General features: G+C 41.6%; 19 protein-coding genes. 6 read left to right on the top strand and 13 right to left on the bottom strand.

Features of this window, described 5'->3' with window-relative positions; genetic code table 11:
• Positions 1-6 precede the first annotated feature (6 nt).
• From GQR93_RS01285 to menB, 3 genes are all read right to left on the bottom strand, one after another.
• Entirely contained in the window at positions 7-513 is a 507-nt protein-coding gene (locus tag GQR93_RS01285) for an ECF transporter S component (protein WP_003551542.1), read from the bottom strand.
• 112 nt (positions 514-625) lie between these two features.
• Positions 626-2,053: an o-succinylbenzoate--CoA ligase gene (locus GQR93_RS01280; RefSeq protein WP_225430370.1), complete on the bottom strand. Its 1,428-nt coding sequence runs from the start codon at positions 2,051-2,053 to the stop codon at positions 626-628.
• A 14-nt stretch (positions 2,054-2,067) separates the two neighbouring features.
• Positions 2,068-2,889, bottom strand: coding sequence for a 1,4-dihydroxy-2-naphthoyl-CoA synthase (menB, locus tag GQR93_RS01275; protein ID WP_003551540.1), 822 nt, complete (start codon positions 2,887-2,889; stop codon positions 2,068-2,070).
• Between the two features lie 39 nt (positions 2,890-2,928).
• On the opposite strand from menB, the gene GQR93_RS01270 reads away from it, so the two are divergent.
• From GQR93_RS01270 to GQR93_RS01260, 3 genes are all read left to right on the top strand, one after another.
• Entirely contained in the window at positions 2,929-3,300 is a 372-nt protein-coding gene (locus GQR93_RS01270; protein ID WP_003551539.1) for a PaaI family thioesterase, read from the top strand.
• Positions 3,301-3,508: 208 nt separating this feature from the next.
• Positions 3,509-4,537, top strand: a complete 1,029-nt coding sequence (locus tag GQR93_RS01265) for a sensor histidine kinase (RefSeq protein ID WP_003551538.1) — start codon at positions 3,509-3,511, stop codon at positions 4,535-4,537.
• Between the two features lie 14 nt (positions 4,538-4,551).
• Entirely contained in the window at positions 4,552-5,205 is a 654-nt protein-coding gene (locus GQR93_RS01260) for a response regulator transcription factor (protein ID WP_035444235.1), read from the top strand.
• Between the two features lie 87 nt (positions 5,206-5,292).
• On the opposite strand, the gene GQR93_RS01255 is transcribed toward GQR93_RS01260, so the two are convergent.
• Both GQR93_RS01255 and GQR93_RS01250 read right to left on the bottom strand, forming a co-directional pair.
• Entirely contained in the window at positions 5,293-6,177 is an 885-nt protein-coding gene (locus tag GQR93_RS01255; protein ID WP_003551536.1) for a helix-turn-helix domain-containing protein, read from the bottom strand.
• A 26-nt stretch (positions 6,178-6,203) separates the two neighbouring features.
• Positions 6,204-6,485 carry a metal-sulfur cluster assembly factor gene (locus GQR93_RS01250; protein ID WP_187117513.1) on the bottom strand — a complete coding sequence of 94 codons (282 nt, stop codon included), beginning with the start codon at positions 6,483-6,485 and terminating at the stop codon, positions 6,204-6,206.
• Between the two features lie 400 nt (positions 6,486-6,885).
• On the opposite strand from GQR93_RS01250, the gene GQR93_RS01245 reads away from it, so the two are divergent.
• A complete protein-coding gene (locus GQR93_RS01245) occupies positions 6,886-7,389 on the top strand; it encodes an O-acetyl-ADP-ribose deacetylase (protein WP_003551531.1) in 504 nt (167 codons plus the stop codon).
• Positions 7,390-7,525: 136 nt separating this feature from the next.
• Here the strand turns inward: GQR93_RS01245 and GQR93_RS01240 are convergent, their stop codons facing one another.
• The 8 genes from GQR93_RS01240 to GQR93_RS01205 form a co-directional block, all read right to left on the bottom strand.
• Positions 7,526-7,834, bottom strand: a complete 309-nt coding sequence (locus GQR93_RS01240) for a glycine cleavage system protein H (protein ID WP_003551530.1) — start codon at positions 7,832-7,834, stop codon at positions 7,526-7,528.
• The gene (locus GQR93_RS01235) at positions 7,818-9,218 is read right to left on the bottom strand and encodes a lyase family protein (RefSeq protein WP_003551528.1); all 1,401 of its coding nucleotides are present in this window, start codon (positions 9,216-9,218) and stop codon (positions 7,818-7,820) included. The genes GQR93_RS01240 and GQR93_RS01235 overlap by 17 nt, the downstream gene beginning before the upstream one ends.
• A gap of 132 nt (positions 9,219-9,350) precedes the next feature.
• Positions 9,351-10,418, bottom strand: a complete 1,068-nt coding sequence (locus tag GQR93_RS01230) for a lipoate--protein ligase (protein ID WP_003551526.1) — start codon at positions 10,416-10,418, stop codon at positions 9,351-9,353.
• Between the two features lie 280 nt (positions 10,419-10,698).
• A complete protein-coding gene (locus GQR93_RS01225) occupies positions 10,699-11,400 on the bottom strand; it encodes an ABC transporter ATP-binding protein (RefSeq protein WP_003551524.1) in 702 nt (233 codons plus the stop codon).
• Between the two features lie 3 nt (positions 11,401-11,403).
• Entirely contained in the window at positions 11,404-12,468 is a 1,065-nt protein-coding gene (locus GQR93_RS01220; protein ID WP_003551516.1) for an ABC transporter permease, read from the bottom strand.
• Positions 12,469-12,471: 3 nt separating this feature from the next.
• Positions 12,472-12,993 (bottom strand): TetR/AcrR family transcriptional regulator, encoded by a 522-nt coding sequence (locus GQR93_RS01215; RefSeq protein ID WP_003551514.1) that lies wholly within the window; start codon positions 12,991-12,993, stop codon positions 12,472-12,474.
• Positions 12,994-13,255: 262 nt separating this feature from the next.
• On the bottom strand, positions 13,256-13,585 hold the full coding sequence (locus GQR93_RS01210; RefSeq protein WP_003551512.1) for a MazG nucleotide pyrophosphohydrolase domain-containing protein: 330 nt from the start codon (positions 13,583-13,585) through the stop codon (positions 13,256-13,258).
• Positions 13,586-13,648: 63 nt separating this feature from the next.
• Positions 13,649-14,716: a hypothetical protein gene (locus GQR93_RS01205; protein WP_003551510.1), complete on the bottom strand. Its 1,068-nt coding sequence runs from the start codon at positions 14,714-14,716 to the stop codon at positions 13,649-13,651.
• Positions 14,717-15,079: 363 nt separating this feature from the next.
• Here GQR93_RS01205 and GQR93_RS01200 point away from each other — a divergent pair, with 363 nt between their 5' ends.
• A complete protein-coding gene (locus GQR93_RS01200; protein WP_003551504.1) occupies positions 15,080-15,781 on the top strand; it encodes an ABC transporter ATP-binding protein in 702 nt (233 codons plus the stop codon).
• A gap of 11 nt (positions 15,782-15,792) precedes the next feature.
• Positions 15,793-18,405 carry an ABC transporter permease gene (locus GQR93_RS01195; RefSeq protein WP_035444232.1) on the top strand — a complete coding sequence of 871 codons (2,613 nt, stop codon included), beginning with the start codon at positions 15,793-15,795 and terminating at the stop codon, positions 18,403-18,405.
• Positions 18,406-18,421: the final 16 nt, after the last annotated feature.

Genomic DNA, 18,421 nt, shown 5'->3' with positions numbered 1-18,421 from the left:
CGATCATCAATGTTTCAAGGCTTTAAAAGTCCTTCTCACTCGTTTCGGCAATGCCGCGCTAACCAATTCACACAAAATCAAATTCAATACAGTCGCAATCGTTAGTGGTAGAAAGAGAGCAACTACCGACTGTTTTAAAATCGGATACAGCAGTGTTAATTCCAAAGGGACGTTTATCAAATAACCGATCGCGTCGGAAATGACGATGACCAAACCACGGGACAAGTTTAAACGCTGACGAAGCAGACCGAACACGAACATGCAGGCAGCCATCATCACCCCAATAATCAGATGAACCGGCAACGTTAATGGAAAACCGGCCAGCATCGCTGACAATAAATGACCAAAAAAGCCTAAAAATGCACCGATTGCCGGCCCTAATAAAATGGCTCCCAAGAAAGCCGGAGCTGAATCCAGCGCAATTGATCCCAGTATCTTAACGTTTGCGCCAACAACACAAAGTGCTAAAAAAATAGTGGTTAACATCAATTTCTTCAAATAATCATTTCTCATAATCCCGTTTTTGTTCCTCCAATTTGTTAAAACCAGCCGGTTGACAACTCGTCAAAAAAGCAGTGGTGTTGATCGGTCTATTTAGATCCTTTCCACTGCTTATTTTAGATTTCTATCTATCATTCAGGCGTTTTCTTAATTTATACCGCTGTACTTTGCCACCCGCATTCGTTGGCAAATGATCAATTTGATAAAAATGCTTGGGAACTTTATAGTGAGCTAATCTTTGACGACCATATGCAACTAACTTCTGAGTCGAAAGTGGCTTTGAACTGACTATAAATGCAACGGGAGATTGTCCCCATTGCTTATCACTAACACCAATGACTGCAACCTCATCAACCCCGGGATAAGCCGAATAAACCGCTTCGATTTCATCCGGAAAAATATTTTCACCACCGGAAATGATCATGTCGTCAATACGGCCATCAACGTACAGGAAACCATCACTGTCAAGGTGTCCGACATCTCCGGTACGGTACCAGCCGTCCGTTGTTTTCTTATTAAACAGTGCTTCTGGCCGACTGAGATAACCGGAAGTGAGTGCCGGCGTCTTGATTAAAATTTCACCACCGTTTTCTGACAATTTAAGCTGTGTGAGAAAGAGTGGTTTGCCAACAGAACCGATTTTAGTATCCGCATCGACATCGTTTAAGGCAACAATCTGTGAACAGGTTTCCGTCATCCCATACGATTGAACAACCGGGACATGATATGTCTGACACCTGGTCAAAGTCTGTCGATCAATGGGGCCGCCACCTAATAACATACAACGAAAGTCCGGATTATAAGCCCCTGATTTTTGGTCTCTCAAATCAAGCAATTTTTTTAACATATATGGCACAACCGAAATTGTTGTGACAGGTTCTGTTCTCAGCAGTCTATCGACCAAAACAGGATCAAAATGGGAAACCAATCGTACCGTCATCCCATAAATAAGCCCACGCATAATGATTGAAAAACCACTGATATGAAAAATCGGAACAGCACATAACCAGTCATCATGTGACGTTAAGCCCAGATTCAGTGACGAGGCAATTGCAGATGAAAAGTGATTGCCGAACGTCTGCATGACACCTTTGGGCTCACCGGTTGTCCCGGACGTATACATCACACTGGCAACATCACCCGAGTTGAATTGAGAAACCAGTTGCCTCGGTTGTGACTTGATTTGCTGAACCTGACTGAATTTCATAAAGCCATTGTGAAAACTGTCGCGCCATAATGCATCTTCTACCAAACATATTGTTGGCCGGCTATCACGCACCTGTCGTTTAATTTCATTATCGGCCAGCCGCCAATTAATCCAGACAATTGTTTGCCCGCTTCCAAGAACAGCCAATGCCATTTGATAACCCAACAATCCGTTTTTAGTCATAATTGCGATCCGGCTGCCTTGCAAGACTCCAACGCGACCCAATTGGCCGGAAAGTTGTTCAAGTCGTTTAACCAATTCTGAAAATGTTAACCGTTCTTCTCCATCATCAACGGCGATCCTTTTAGGAAAAAGAGCTGCTTGCTTTGTCATCCAATTATCCAACTTGCTTAACCTCTTTAAGGAAATTTCGGAAACTGGTCAAAATCCGGTTTCCGCTTTTCATTAAACGCATCCCGACCTTCTTTACCTTCATCAGTCGTATAAAATAACATCGTTGCATCACCGCCTAATTGCTGCAGGCCGGCCAATCCGTCAGTGTCCGCATTCATTGCTGCCTTGATAAAGCGTAACGCAGTTGGTGATTTTGTCAGAATCTCGTTACACCAGTCAAGGGTTTCGGATTCAACATCAGCTAACGGAACAACCTTATTGATCCAATTCATCTGAAAAGCTTCTTCTGCACTATAAAAATGATTCAAGAACCAAACTTCTTTGGCTCGTTTATGACCAATAACTCGAGCAAGATATCCAGAACCATAACCGGCATCAAAACTGCCGACTTTTGGTCCCGTCTGCCCAAACTGCGCATTATCAGCCGCAATTGTCAAATCACAAACCAGCTGCAAAATATTGCCACCGCCAACTGACCATCCCTTAACCATTGCAATAACCGGCTTGGGAATAATTCGAATTAAGTGTTGCAGATCCAAGACGTTTAATCGGGCAATATGATCCGGTCCAACATACCCACCATTGCCACGAACACCTTGATCACCACCGGAAGAAAATGCCTTGTCACCTGCACCGGTTAGAATGATCACGCCGATTGTGCTATCATCACGACAGATATTAAATGCATCAATCATCTCTTGAACCGTAACCGGTGTAAAAGCATTCATCTTTTCCGGTCGGTTCATGGTAATCTTTGCGATCTTATCTGCACGTTCAAAAATAATCTCTTTATATTTCTTAACTGATTTCCAATTGACTGATGTCATTTAAATTCCAATCCTTTCAAATTATGAGGTGTGATTATAATGAGTAACTTAATGGAAACACTTGGTATTAAAACGATCTCCATCGACAAAACTAAGGTTATTATATCACTTGAAGTAAGCGACTCTGTCAAACAACCATATGGACTTTTACACGGTGGCGTCAACGCTGTCATGGCAGAGACGGCTGCGTCGCTCGGCGCAAATCAAAACGTTGGACCGGATGAGTACGCGGTTGGTGTCAGTATTAATACACAGCACTTACTGCCAGTGACTTCCGGTCTCATCATCGCAACGGCAACCCCACTGCAACTTGGTCATCGCATTCAAACCTGGCAGGTGACTATTACAAATTACGATCAGCTGACAAGTACCAGTACCGTGATTTTGACCAATCACACTAACAAAAAATAAGAATTAATCATCTTGTCATCATTGCAGAGCAACCGTTTGAATACTTGTTAAATTAACACCTATGTACCAACAGCCATTCTGGTTTACAACTTTTTCGTTAAAGGCATCTTTCATTTTCCTCTAATCCTGTTATAATCTTATGTTAAACGGAATTATTTTATAACTCCTGTCAGAGACATGTTATCTTTGAACGAAAGGAGGACCATTAATGCTGGAAACCCACAACTGGATCAAACGCTATTTTGACGATGCAACGGATGCTATTCTCATTTTTGAAAACAATGACCTAATTGTTTGTAATCGAATTGCCAATGATCTTCAAAAAATAGTCAAAATTGATCCGCAATATCTATTGGAAGTTGCAAATACCGCCGTCAAGCAGCGCTTTTCGCAAACCGATAGCTGCTTTAGTTGCGCCATTAAAAACCATATGCAGGAAATTTCCATCCCAATTACCTTAGCACAGGAATCAGCCCATCCGCTGAGATATTTCCTGGTTTATCGCCTAATCGATAAGGATGACCATGTTTTTTCACTCACGCTTAAAAATCGTGGCGTCATCAAACGGATGGATCAATTAGCACAGCAGCGCCAACTCAATCAATATGTTAACCGAGCGCACGAAGAAGAACGCAAACGCATTTCGCAGGACCTTCATGACAGTATTGCACAAGGTGTTTATTCCGCTATTATGGGTGTTCGCCGATTAAGTGAAGATGTGCTGACACATGATCAGGTTACTGAATTAACCAGAGAAATTGAGCATCAGCTTAACGATACGTTGACCGAGGTAAAGGGTATGGCGCTTGATATTCGCCCTTCGGTTTTGGATAATTTTGGACTACTACCTGCCTTACGCGTTTTGGCAAAGCGGCTTTCAGAAAATTCCGGGGTGAACATTTCTGTCGTTGGAAATGCCAAAACGGATAATCTATCCACAGACGTTCAAAGTGTCTTATATCGAATTGGCCAGGAATCTATTAATAATGCCCTTAAACATGCTCAAGCCAGTGAAATCAATATTTTGTTAGTTGCACATGAACATTATATTATGTTGGAAATCATTGATGACGGCATCGGGTTTGATGTTCCCAAGCACCATCGTTTTAATGGTCGTTCGCTTGGCTTAATGAATATGAACGAGCGAATTAAAGCCTTAAACGGGACTTTTGAAATCAAGTCCCAACCCGGATCCGGCACAACGGTCACCGCTAAGTTTCCGGTTGTACTTTCGTAGTGAGGTAAATGCTTATGCTAAAAGTTTTAATTGCAGATGATCATGCGGTTGTTCGTCAGGGACTCGCCTATTTAATCAACGGGCAACCCGATTTTAAAGTGGTTTCGGAAGCGGCCAATGGTACTGACGCTTATGCACGTGTTGAACAGGGCAATATCGACATCCTAGTGATGGACCTCAGTATGCCGCCTGGTGAAAGTGGGCTGGTCACCACTCAACGAATTCACGAACATTTTCCCGATGTCAAAATACTCATTCTCTCAATGCACGAAGAACAGGAATACATTAACAAAGCCATTCATAATGGCGCCTTGTCTTATATCCTAAAGAGCTCGCCAGACAGCGAATTCATTAGTGGATTGAATGCCTTGTCGGCAAATCGGCGATACATAGATCAAAATATTACGCTATCCAAATCCGATATTAAGCAAATTGAGGCCGGTGGCGTTGATGCCCATCTTCAAGGTTACCGGAGCCTATCCAAACGAGAACGGGAAGTCTTCCCGTTAATGGCCCTGGGATATACAAACAAAGAAATTGCCAATCGTCTCTTTATTTCAACCAAAACGGTAGAAGCTCACAAGGCCAGTATCATGCACAAACTCTCATTAAATTCCCGACCGGAGTTGGTCAGGTACGCTGTCCACCACCATTTAATCGAGTTTTAACGTTATTTAACGAGCATCAGCCTAAAAAAGATCGCAGGAAGCGGCTCTTAATTGAGTACGCCCTGCGATCTCTATTTAGTTGTTCATTTAAACATTACTAACGTAACCATTTTTCAATGCCGCAACCCGTAATTCAATGACTTGATTATGATTTAAGCGGGCAAAGGCGAGCGCTTCATCCAGTAATTGCCTGATGTCATCCTCGTTAGCTTTTTCATGAACGGCATTTTGTGCGGCTAAAAATTTTAACCGCGGTAAATAATACGTCACGTGGTTTTGCGAACATAATTCAACACCTGATTTAAGTAATTTGTCACTCAAAGTTAAATTACTTTTTGATGCATAATAGTTAGCAGTATAAAAGATGAGCGTTAAAAGTCGTAAGTAGTTATCATGCCCTTCCTCATCATCGGAGGACGTTTTCAGTGCCTCGTTAATAAATTCATGTGCCTTCTTAAAAAAGAAATCTGCACGTACGGGCTGATTGATTCGCGTATAAGTAATACCAGAGCCAATGTAGGCTAGTTGAGTAAAAATTGTTTGGTGTTTTTCGTCTAATTCATCCAGAATCTGTGAAAAATCAAATAATACCTCATCAGGCTTTTTGTTAGTTACTGCGTTTAACATGCCTCTCAGATAGAAAAACTGCATTCTCAAAGGAATCGCTGTGATATGAGCCTCGTTGATCTTTTTAAGCGCTGATTGCACCTGTAGATAATTTTCCATCATCAAGTCTTTCTCAATCGCATTCAACCGTCTTCTGATAACCGTGACCGAGGAAGAAGGGTCTTGATTAAGCTCATCAACCGTCATGCCCATTCTGGAACACAATTTATTTAAAATTGAAAGCGAGGGTACGCGGCCATTCCGTTCAAATTTACTTAACGTTGCCTGTGTACAAATTCCCTTACAAAGTTTCATTTGGGATAACTTCAAGGCTTTTCGTCGATCCACAAATTTTTTAATATCCATATCATTACCAACCCATTCTATGATGTCTATCCGTGTATCCCTAAAACAACTTTTGCAAATCGGCTCATTTTATTAATATCCCAAACCGGGTCCCAAACTAAATGAATTTTGCAAGTCGTGATCCCGTCAACAGCTGTCACAGCGGTTTTGATTTGATCCGTCAGCAAATTCCCCAGTGGACACCCCATTGTTGTTAATGTCATGGTCACAATGCAATGTGTATCATCAACACTAACGTTATATATCAAGCCCAAATTAACCAGATCAACCCCAAGTTCAGGATCAATCACGTCTTGTAATGATGCCATCGCCGCTTGTTCAATTGGTGAAAGTCCGTTCGCTGATTTATCCAAAGGGATCCCTCCTTGTAAGTTGATACTTCATTAATGACCCTTGCGACAAGTGCCAAGTAACCTGCTGGACCATTGTTTATGAATCGCAACCCAATCCATGTTCATAAAACATATAATCAATTAAAAATAAATGTGATTATTTATGTAAAAAGCACTTATAACGCGGTTTAGGCTCTTTATGTATTCTAATTATAACAAAAATATTCCAAAAGGAAATAAAAATTTTTACTAAGACACAATAAGGCTACTGTTAACCTGTCTCATCAAGATGCGTCTCATCCGCACTGGAAGCTTCTAACCTATTAATATCGTCGTATAATAAAAACTAGTATAGATCGTACAAGGAGGTTTCCATATGGCAAAACTAAACGTGATTAAAGGTGACATCACAAAAGTCAACGTTGACGCAATTGTCAACGCGGCTAATCGGGCACTTTCCGGTGGTGGCGGTGTTGATGGTGCCATTCATCGAGCTGCCGGTCCTCAGCTTGATGAAGCCTGTCGGAAATTAAACGGCTGTCCAACGGGCCAAGCCAAAACAACACCTGGGTTTAATTTACCGGCTAAGTATATTATCCACACACCCGGTCCAATTTGGCACGGTGGTCAGCGAAATGAACCACAGCTATTAAAAGATTCCTACGTTAACAGTTTAAAACAAGCGGTTTTGCACCATTGCCAAACAGTCGCATTTCCTTCCATCAGTACCGGAATTTACGATTTCCCTTTAGACAAAGCCGCTGGGATTGCAACAGCGGCTATTCAAGACTTCGACACCCCACTCGACGTCACGATGGTTTGTTTTGATTCAATGACCTATGATGCCTATGTCAAGGCCTTGGAAGCAGCTAAAGGCTAAAATGACGGAAACTTATGTTACAGAAAACGACGATGTTATATGCCAGCTGGCAGTTAACTATGTTACCAAAAAACTGATGTCTCATAATGGCATCAGCTTTTTGGTATCTTGACATACCCGAACTGCACGCTATCTTCTAAAACAGTTCAACGACCCAATTCTTATCCTCGTCCGAACTCTCTAAATATTCCGGATGGTCTTTAAGTGCTACGTTAACCTTTGCGACCTTGCCGGCTACCGGCGTATGCACTTCTGAAACCGCTTTGGCACCCTCAATCGATAAAATAACGTCACCAAGCTTCACTTCCGTCAAATTATCTGGAAATTTAGCAAATGAAATTTCGCCGATTTCCTGACGGGCCACGTCATTAAACCCAATTCGGATATGTACGTTATCTAGTTTCTTCTGCCATAAATACTTTGCATCATCAGCTGTTTGTGCCATTGTTAATTACCCCTTTTTTATTTAGTGGATGACGTTTCCGATACAAGCCGAGAATTTTATTTGTTTTCTCAAGTGCATGGGGAACGCCCGCTTCCGGCGACATCACTTTATCCAAATCCTGCCGACTTAGATACTTTGCGATCGTGTCGTCGGAGTAAAACAGATCCTTTAATAATTTATTCTCTTCATCCGCTTTAACCCGTAATCGAACCAATAATTCATGTGCATCCTGTCTGCCCATTCCTTTTTTAGCCAATGCCATCATCAATGCACCTGAATACATTGTGCCATCGCCCAAGATAAAATTTTCAGCCATTCGTTTGGTATCAAACTTTCCTGTCTTCAATATAGTTGTCGCATAGTTAAGCTGACCGGATAAATACATGGTCATTTCAGGCAAAACAACGTAAATATCCCGCCAGACTGCGGTATCCTTTTCGCCGCTTACCTGCATGGTATCATACATTAATGGCATTTCATTTCGGATAATTGTCGATAAATTAACAATTGCTTCACACATATATGGTTCGCGAACTGTCGGAATAACGGTTGATCCCTGACGTCCGGGTGCATATGCTTCTTGGAATTCGCCAACTTGTGTTTGACTCATTGTCAGCAGATTTTTTCCCAGTTTCCCAAGCATTTGTGCAATCATTGTTAAAACATGACAGTATTCTGTAAAACGTTCACGCTGTGTATGCCAATACATTTCCGGGACTTGTAAATCAAGATAATCACAAAAATCAGTTTCAACCTGATCGTAATTGTCACCAACCATTGTTGACAGCCCTTCAACACCGGTTAATGAACCGGCAAACGTAAAGTCGGACAGGCTGTCCAAACGTCGCATCAGGTAGTCAAGCTCGTTTAAAATAATTCCCAGCTTAAATCCCAATGTCGAAGGTGAACTATAAGTTCGATGGGCCATTGCCACATTAATGGTTTTTTTATATTTATCAGCCAAATCATAAAGAACGGAACCAAATTTGACTAAGTAATCCATGATGATCTTATCAGCCTGCTTTAGTTGCAGTACATAACAGGTATCCTCCACGTCTTCACTGGCGGCACCATAGTGCAGGTACTGACCCCCGCCATCCTCAAATAACTGTTGGGAATAACTGACAAATCCCGCTAAAAAGTGTCCTGCTCTAGCTGCAGATAACCGAAGCTTGGTCATATCATAATTCTCGGGAACAATCTTTTCCTTTATCTCTTCGTAAGCAGACAGCGGCATTTTTTTGTTTTTCGACATTGCATAGGCAACAGCCGTTTCAACCTTACAAACGATTTTCAATCGATTTTCATCGGACCAAACCGCTCGCATTCGTGCCGTTGAATAGCCATTTTGGTTAAACATGGATCCAAGGACTTCACCACTCATTTATGCATTACCTCTTCACTATTGCTAATGATAGAATTTGAGAAGCATCTTCGGCTTTCAGCCTTTCACGTGCTTATCTTCATGTTACCCCATACACAAAAGACTGTCAGCGATGAGCATTCAAAAAGTTCCTTAATTAATTGTTGCCTTGTCAGCAAACTGCTGATCGATCAACATTTCGGCTAAAGAAGCAGGCTCAATATTGCCAATATTTTGGGCAACGTCACCCTGTGTGAACGCTTCGGTCAAGCTCGCAGTGTTATAAGGCGTTCCGATCAACTGGGTTTCGATTTGGTGCAGATTGCCATTCATTTTATTGAAATCACCAAATACTTTAGCATGGGTAAGGACACCGCTATCAACAGAAAAACTGATTTCTACGGTACCAACTCCGGCAAAATGTTGCAAATGGTAATACATATCTGTCGTTTGTTCACCCATAATCCACTTTTGATCGCCAAACTTTTTGGTGGCAGCTTTTTCAATTGCCCGCCAATCCTCATCTGTCATCACATAGGTAGGAATTTGATTGAGGTTAGTTGTGTGAAAAAGCTTTAAAAGAAACTTGGTTTGCAATTGTGACAAAGTCATATTTTGATAGTGGCTGCTAAAGTATGGCCTTAAATTAGTTACCCGACTATGAACAGACTTAACGCCTTTAGACGCCATTTTTGACTTTGGTGGTCGTAACGCTCTGGAAGCATTATCCAAATCAACATCAACCATTAAGGTTCCGCCGGTTGAAAAACGATTGCCGATTTTTAGCGCCGACATGCCGGAAAACTTCTTACCGTCAACCGTTAAATCATTTCGCCCGGTCATCGCGGCATCAACACCAAGATCTTTTAACGTTGCAATTGCATTTTGAGCATAATGTTTAAAATCCAAATAATGATGGCTGTCATCATTATCAACAAAACAATACGTTAAATTCCCGGGATCAACATAAACGGCACCGCCACCGGCTCCCCGACGGGCAATTTTAATACCGTGCGCTTTGCAATAGGCTAAATCAACCTCTGAATAAACGTTTTGGTTGACACCACAAATGATAATCGGCGTTTTGGGCCGATAGAAGAAGATAACTTCGTCATTAAACTTCGGATTGGTAATAAAATACGTCGACAGATATTGACCAATCGCAGGTTGTGCTAAATAATCATCACCGCTTGAGACATCCACATAGAGGATAGCCATCATCGCCTTTCAATACGTTATAGGAAACGGTTACACTTATTAGTATAGCATCGTCCTTATGACAAATATCTGCCGATTCAATAAAAAAAGCCGAACAAAATTTATCTTTTGTTCGGCCTGTGACTATTACACTCCGAATGCTAAACGCTTTGCTGCACACACTATTTAGGACTGCTCCTCAAAGCAGCATTCTGCATGTAAGGGATTCATTCCAAAAATCCAAACCCGGGATTTCCGAAATGAACGCCTTACACTCCGAATGCTAAACGCTTTGCTACACACACTATTTAGATGTTTGACCCATTTCTGCTGTATTTTTTAAATGAAGTTTGCCATCCATGATTTCATAGGTTTTATCCGCAAATTCCATTAACCGGGTATCATGGGTAACCACTACAACGGCCTTTTTTCGGGTATCGGCTAATTCTTTAAATAATTTACCGACTTCTACTACCCGGGCCGAATCAAGAGCGGCCGTGGGTTCATCGGCTAATACAATCTCCGGGTTTGCGTACAATGCCCGGGCGATGGCAACCCGTTGTGTCTGCCCACCGGAAAGCTGTCCCGGATATTTATTTACTAAATCGGTAATTCCTAGCTGTGCCAATAGATCCTTAAGCTCAGAGTCACTCAGATTCCCCTTGGGCTTAACTTTTCTCACAAATTCCAATTGTTCTTTCACCTTCAAATACGGCACCAGTGAATAGGATTGAAGAACAAAACCAACGTGATTCAACCTTAATTTGTCCCGTTGCTTTTTACTAAGCTGATCCACAGACTGGTTTTCAACAATCACGTCTCCCGAAGAAGGTGTTTGTAAACCGCCGGCAATCGTTAAGAAGGTACTTTTACCCGAACCGGATGGTCCAATGACTAAAATCAATTGTCCCTTTTCAGCTGAAAAGTCAACATCGCTTAACACGTGAACCCGACTGGTTCCAGAGCCAAAATACTTATTAATATTTTTCAATTCAATAACTGCCATGCTTTAACCTCCAATTACTCGTACAGGATCAACGGTCGCAATTTTTCGAGCCGGAATAGCCGCACCAATCACACCCATCAGGAGTAACCCAATCGACATCCCTGCCAGCATCGGCACATTAAAGGAAATCGGCACCCCAAATGGAATCATATTTGCCGTGATAAATGTTAAAAGTGCGCCAATTACAATCCCGCCAGCCATTAAGATCAATGATTGGCTGATAATGGTTTTAACAAGGACTGCCGCCGGTATTCCCTGAGCCCGGAGTACTGCATACGTTGGCAGAGCCTGAATCGTCAAAATATACAGGAACACAGCAATAATGACCAACGAAATAATCATCAGAAAACCAATCATAAAACCAAAGGTCGTATTTTGAGCAGCGTATCCCGGTAATTTAGAAATGAAGTAGCTGTTTGAATAAGTCTTCAAAGCTTTATCATGGCCATTAAAATTAGCCGTCTTTGAAATAATCGCACTTCCGGCCAATCGTCCTCCCGGGAAGTCTCGTAATTCCTGCCAGGTTTTAAGTGACCCATAGACCACCGGCGCGACATTTAATTTTGCATCTTTAACGAAACCGACAATCGTATACTTAGTCGACGATGAGTTGAACTTTATCTTATCTCCTAATTTGTAACCATCCGCTTTAAATTGTTCATCGGCAACTACTTCCTTGTTATTGCGAGCTTGACGCCCATTGGATGGGGTTAACGCCTTTGCAATATACTGATTTTTCTTTACCCCAACGAACTGTGCAGATTCTTTTTTCCGATCACTGTGTTTAACGACCACGGGTGCTTGCCCAATAAGCGCTTGATTCTTAGTTAGTTTGGCATTTTTAACCTGTGCGTCGGTGATGGTTGATTGGGATAAATTAACATTAGCATCCCGATTCAAAACAACACTTTTTGCATCCCAGGACTCAATAGCCTGGGTATTTTCTCCCGCCAGACCGGTTGCCAGTCCGGATAAAATAAAGATTAAATACGTAATTAAAACGATCATTGCAATAATCAACGTATATCGTAGTTTTTCATGGCGAATTTCCTTTAAGGCTAAATACATAGATTAACTCCTTTCGCGTGCCAGTTGTGTCAATACATCCTGCAGCCGTTTAACCAGCACATCTTTTTCTTTTGGATTCAACAATATTTGTTTGATAACCTGATGACTCAAAACCATTGCGGCCCATTGTCGGCCCTGCAAATGAACATCGTCAAATTGATCGTCAATAAGAGACTCATTTCGCCTCAAATGCATTTTAACCAAGTTACGATAATCGCTTTGACAAACCCCGTCAACAAACGATGTCACTTGGTTAACATAAAAATCCGGTTCAAAACGATTATCGGCAACCTCCCGATCGATTCGGCCATGAATACTCTTCATTGCCAACTCATAAATATATTGATAGGCATCCCTTAGATCATCAAAGTACTTATAAAAAGCGCCCCGGGCGATTCCCGCCTGCTTTACAATCGGAGCGACCTCGGCTTCTGCCAGTGGTTTACTTGAAAACTCGTCAATTAAAGCTTTTTGAATTCGCGTCTTCTTTTCATTATTCAAATTAAGAAAGGTTGTTGATACCATCCTTTATCCCCTCCAATTGTGACACCGTGTCATTTATTGATTAAAATGAGTATAGCAGGTAGGTGACACGGTGTCAACAATTAGAGTCTCAATTTTTTAAAAACGGACCATTCTTTAATAACTGACATTTTGCTTTAAATTTAATTATCCCGTTATTGTCTACTTCAAACAATTTTAAAGTTTCCTCAAAAAATTAAGATACACAAAAGGCCAAGGGATACCGTCAGTAAAAATACTAATTGACGGTATCCCTTGGTCCTTTTTAATCTTTTTGAAATCGACTTCTCAGCTTTTTTTCACTGGCCATCATCAACTTTTCGGGATCAACATCGAATTTGCCACACAAAATCAGTACCTGATCCATCGTATCAGCCAACTCTTCCACCAAATTATCTCGCAACTCAGGCTTTGATTTGACCTTCTCACCGGGATGATCCCGACCAATTTCAATAGCCCGAATGGCTCTGGATAACTCCCCTACTTCTTCTGTCAAAAAGTTTAATCTGATAAATGGTGAATATTGGTACCAATTCCGCTGTTCATAAAAATCGATTAACCAGTTTGTATGATCTGAAAGTTCCAAATAATCCATCTCCGTATTAGTTGTTGATGAATTTAATGATACCATTTCAGACCACAAATAAAAATCTGATGATTAATACCGACTTGTCGACCGCATCAATTCCGGATTTCGATTGGTCAAAAGCATGGCGTGACCTGATTTATCAAATGTCATACTCTCAAATTCCCGTCCCGAATGAAATCTGGTGTATTTAATATCACCGGGTTTCAAACTGCCACGACCATATGTCTTACGTGCCGGCAATGTCTGGATTGAATCATCAGAAACCAGGTACAGCCGACCATTATGTGGATTGTATCCCATCGCCTGCTCATGCGTGCCGGTTCGTTTTGCCAACAATTGCTTGGTCAATGATACCTTAACCGTTCGTTTGCCAAATACTCCACGATAAATTTTAACTTTACCACCGGAAATGCCCCACCAATAAGCATGACCGGAACGATCAAAGGTTAGATTATGCCCAGCTGGTACCATTGCACCACGATTGTTCATTGAAAACTTAATGGCCTTGTCGGGTTTCAATTTTGATGAACTGATTTTTTGAATGGTGGAAGTCGCCGTTGACTTCATATCTGCTCGGTCACGCCACATCCACAATGAATGATGCTTTTGATCATATGCCAACGATTGACCATGTCCAACCGTAAATTGTGGGCCAACCTTAATACCCGACGGACGCTTCGTCAATAATGCATTTTGTGTCGCATTGAAACTCATCTTATTCAGTTCATTCGTATCATAGCGAACAACAAATCCCCTTCCGACAGTATTATGCGGTGCATAAAGTACAAATAAGTATTTTCCCGCATAGGTTGCTGCTTGTGGATTTGTCATATCATGACTGGATTTACCGAGTGCTGCATGTGTCGTTGGCAGCAGGTACTTGGTTTCAAACGCCCACTTTGTACCGCTAGCGCTCTTTATTGTATCAGCACCACTTGGATTCTTTGACCAAGCATAATTCGAGTTGGCTTTGACAAAATGAACATGACTATTATTCACGGTTCGCAAACTACTGCTTGAATACTGAATCAATGCATTACTTCGTTGAATATAAGTTGCAGCACTGGCAATCCCCATGCCAGATCCGACTAGTCCAATTCCTGCAACTGTCCCCAATAATAACTGTTTAACTTTCACAACTATTCCCTCCAGATTCGGATAAAAGTGTCCGGTTTGAACACACTTTTATCCTGTTAGATTCAGTGCCTAATGTTTTAAGCCTAACCCCCATTAAGTACTAACCTGATTTTAACCCCAAGTGGCATCGAACCCACAAAAAATTGATTGTTTTTAGTAAGAAACACTGTTTTCAGTTATTTTTGCAACCTGCTGTGCCGTTACACTTTTTCCATTAAAAAGCCATTCTGAAATAATGTTGATCACCGATGCGTATTTGACAACATTTCGCTTTTAGTTGATGATTGCGATTCCTACTCCAAACTATCATACTAGTATCAATGGAACAATGTGTTCAGTTAATGAGCTAAAGGGGACTTTAACATGGCATATATTGATGTAAAAAACGAATTCAAAAAATATCAAATGGGCGATACTGAGATTGTGGCCAATAACAACATCAGTTTTCAAGTCAATGAAGGCTCGCTTGCCGTTATTCTGGGGCCAAGCGGTGCTGGGAAATCAACCGTTTTGAATATTCTGGGCGGCATGGACAGCCCAACCAGTGGCAAAATCCTGGTTGACGGCACAGATATCGCTCAATTTAATGACCACCAATTAACGCAATACCGACGTGACGATGTGGGATTCATTTTCCAATTCTATAATCTCATTCCAAATCTATCCACCAAAGAAAACGTCGAACTGGCAACTTCAATCGTTAAAGATGGACTGGATCCCGTTAATGTTCTTAATGAAGTCGGACTGAGCGCACGCCTTGATAACTTCCCTTCTCAGCTATCAGGGGGTGAACAGCAACGGGTCGCAATTGCCAGAGCATTAGCCAAAAACCCAAAACTGTTATTGTGTGATGAACCGACAGGTGCGTTGGACTACACCACCGGAAAACAAGTCTTGCAATTGCTAAGCGACGCCAGCAGAACTTTTCATAAAACCGTTATCATCATTACGCATAACTCGGAAATTGCCAAAATAGCAGACCGGATCATCCATATTAATGATGCTAAAGTCCGCTCAGTCATTGACAATGCCAAGCCAACACCGGTTTCAGACATTGAGTGGTAGGAGGTGACATCATGCACAAACTTTTATGGCGAGATATTCGCCAATCCATGGGGCGCTTCATTGCGATTTCACTCATTATCCTGCTGGGCGTTTTGATTTTTGTCGGGGTCAAAGCAACGGGGCCGGCACTGATTGACTCAGCTGAAACGGTTCTTCATAAACAACAATTAAGCGATGTTCAAGTGATATCCGATAAAGGTTTTACCAATAAAGACGTTCAAACTGCCGAAAAAGTTGCTGGGGCCAAAGCTGAAAAAATCAAATTCAAGTACGTTCTTGGAGGACGTCATAAAGACGCAGTCGCACTTTATGGTTTTAGTCAAAATCATGGATTAAACCAACTCAAGCTGGTCAGTGGACACCTGCCAAAAACAAAAAATGACATTGTTTTGGATCAACGTGCACAGCGTTTAAATCATTATAAATTAGGGAATACCTATACATTCAAAAAAAGTGCAAACTTAAAACAGCAAAATTACAAGATTGTCGGCTTCGCAAATTCGCCTCAATACATTGATAATACGACCCGTGGTGCAACCAATATTGGGACCGGCCAAGTCGCCTATTTTGCCTATATCCCAAGCAGCCAAATGAACTTACCTGTCGCAACGGCCATTAACGTGAGGTTTTCTTCTCTTCAAAGCCTTGGAAGTTTCACAAGCCGATATAAACATGCTGTAAATCAAAAGGTCGTACGTTTAAAATCTGCTTTTAAATCACGAACATCTGAGCGAAAAGCTGAAATAATGTCTGTGGGGGAAAAGGAGCTATTACCTGCTCAAGAAAGGTTGGCTACTGCTCAAAAGAAAATAACTTCAGCTAAACGCAGGCTTTCCTCTCGTTCCCAGGGACGCATTAAAACAACAGCTGCACTTACAGCCCAACAACAAAAATTAGATTTGGAAAGACAGAAGCTGATAAACGCTAAAAACGACCTGTCCAAGACTGCAACCCCAACTTATACATGGTCAACAAGAGAAGATTTGGCTGGCTTCTCAGCATATGGGGAAAGTGCAGATCGAATCGCGGCAATTGCAAATGTCTTCCCCGTATTCTTTTTCCTTTTAGCAGCACTTATTACCTTTACAACTGTTACCCGAATGGTTGAGGAAGCAAGAATGCAAATTGGAACTTTCAAAGCACTGGGATTTTCTAATGCTTCAATCGCCAGGAACTATGTCGCCTACGCATTACTTGCAGGCATACTTGGCGTTATCTTGGGCAGTTTTATCGGAAACCAGTTTCTACCTCGGTTTGTGATTTCAATTTACTCAGAATATATTTTCCACATTCCGGTGATTCATTATCAATGGTTCCAAATCCTCTTAGCAGCTATCTTTTCATTGGTCGCAACGGTTGGTGCAGCACTATATGTAATTTTGAAACAGGTTAACGAGGTCCCTGCTTCGCTTATGCGACCAAAATCCCCCAGGACTGCCAAAAGCATTTGGCTGGAACATTTTACCTGGTTATGGTCCAAACTGAAATTTTACCAGAAAGTCAGTTATAGAAATCTGTTTCGTTTTAAATCCAGAGCTATCATGACTATTCTTGGAATTGCCGGTGGTACGGCGCTGATCCTAACGGGATTTGGCATTTCGGATTCAATTGGCGCTTCAGGTCACCTTCAATTCAACCAAGTGATTCATTATCAGGCTATTGTGCAGGCAACTCACAAAGATCAATTATCAAATGTTAAGCATACTATTCAAAATAATTCTCATTATCAAAGCAGTACACCGGTTGGCACCTCTGTTGTGAAAGTCAGGTCAACACACAACCAATTAAACGACGTTAATATGTATGTCCCCAGTAAGCCCGAATTCTTTGGTCGTTACGTGCATTTAAATAGTACCAGCTCAGGAAATAAGCTCCGTTTCCCTTCCAAGGGCATTATTATTTCTCAAAAAATCGCTAAAACCCTAGCGATTAAAAAAGGCGATAAAATTAAGATCGTTTTCGGCAATGGAAAAGCTGTGTCAATCAAAGTAGCAGCGGTCACTAAAAACTATATCGGCCACTTTATGTACCTTTCACCGCAAGCTTATCAAAATGCTTTTCATAAAAAAGCAATCGCTAAAACTCTCTTTGTCAGATTACAGGGAACAACCAGCAGTCAGCGGACCAACTTGGGTAAAAAATGGCTTGCTGACAATCCACACGTTTTAGGTGTTAACTTTACTGCCGATCAGAAAAAGACCGTCAGCAATATGTCCCAACAAATGACTCCGGTCGTTTTAATTTTCATCCTGTTATCCGGAATCCTATCATTTGTGGTTCTTTACAACCTGACTAACATCAACATTTCGGAACGGATTCGCGAACTATCAACTATTAAGGTTCTCGGTTTCTTTGATCGTGAAGTAACAATGTACATCGCCAGGGAAAATATTGTATTGGCAATTATCGGAATTATCGTTGGCTTTGGCTTTGGAAACCTATTAACAGCATACGTCCTCTATCAGGCAGAAACGCCAACCGTTGTCTTTCCGTTAACCATCCATATTCAATGGTATTTTGTGGCAACCATTCTAATGATTCTGTTTAACCTCATTGTGATCATGGTCGCCCACCGCCACCTTAAGCGGGTAGACATGGTAGAAGCGTTGAAATCAAACGAATAGTGTGCGGATCAAAGCG

The sequence above is a fragment of the Lentilactobacillus hilgardii genome (genome assembly GCF_009832765.1).
Lineage (GTDB): Bacteria > Bacillota > Bacilli > Lactobacillales > Lactobacillaceae > Lentilactobacillus > Lentilactobacillus hilgardii.
This window is presented reverse-complemented; position numbering and strand designations above follow the sequence as displayed.

Bases quoted from the DNA above. Each gene is read 5' to 3' on its own strand.
- GQR93_RS01220 (WP_003551516.1), bottom strand. From the start codon at position 12,468: ATGTATTTAGCCTTAAAGGAAATTCGCCATGAAAAACTACGATATACG.
- GQR93_RS01245 (WP_003551531.1), top strand. From the start codon at position 6,886: ATGGCAAAACTAAACGTGATTAAAGGTGACATCACAAAAGTCAACGTT.
- GQR93_RS01195 (WP_035444232.1), top strand. From the start codon at position 15,793: ATGCACAAACTTTTATGGCGAGATATTCGCCAATCCATGGGGCGCTTC.
- GQR93_RS01260 (WP_035444235.1), top strand. From the start codon at position 4,552: ATGCTAAAAGTTTTAATTGCAGATGATCATGCGGTTGTTCGTCAGGGA.
- GQR93_RS01215 (WP_003551514.1), bottom strand. From the start codon at position 12,993: ATGGTATCAACAACCTTTCTTAATTTGAATAATGAAAAGAAGACGCGA.
- GQR93_RS01255 (WP_003551536.1), bottom strand. From the start codon at position 6,177: ATGGATATTAAAAAATTTGTGGATCGACGAAAAGCCTTGAAGTTATCC.
- GQR93_RS01285 (WP_003551542.1), bottom strand. From the start codon at position 513: ATGAGAAATGATTATTTGAAGAAATTGATGTTAACCACTATTTTTTTA.
- GQR93_RS01270 (WP_003551539.1), top strand. From the start codon at position 2,929: ATGAGTAACTTAATGGAAACACTTGGTATTAAAACGATCTCCATCGAC.
- GQR93_RS01250 (WP_187117513.1), bottom strand. From the start codon at position 6,485: ATGGCATCATTACAAGACGTGATTGATCCTGAACTTGGGGTTGATCTG.
- GQR93_RS01200 (WP_003551504.1), top strand. From the start codon at position 15,080: ATGGCATATATTGATGTAAAAAACGAATTCAAAAAATATCAAATGGGC.
- menB (WP_003551540.1), bottom strand. From the start codon at position 2,889: ATGACATCAGTCAATTGGAAATCAGTTAAGAAATATAAAGAGATTATT.
- GQR93_RS01240 (WP_003551530.1), bottom strand. From the start codon at position 7,834: ATGGCACAAACAGCTGATGATGCAAAGTATTTATGGCAGAAGAAACTA.
- GQR93_RS01225 (WP_003551524.1), bottom strand. From the start codon at position 11,400: ATGGCAGTTATTGAATTGAAAAATATTAATAAGTATTTTGGCTCTGGA.
- GQR93_RS01235 (WP_003551528.1), bottom strand. From the start codon at position 9,218: ATGAGTGGTGAAGTCCTTGGATCCATGTTTAACCAAAATGGCTATTCA.
- GQR93_RS01210 (WP_003551512.1), bottom strand. From the start codon at position 13,585: ATGGATTATTTGGAACTTTCAGATCATACAAACTGGTTAATCGATTTT.
- GQR93_RS01230 (WP_003551526.1), bottom strand. From the start codon at position 10,418: ATGATGGCTATCCTCTATGTGGATGTCTCAAGCGGTGATGATTATTTA.
- GQR93_RS01265 (WP_003551538.1), top strand. From the start codon at position 3,509: ATGCTGGAAACCCACAACTGGATCAAACGCTATTTTGACGATGCAACG.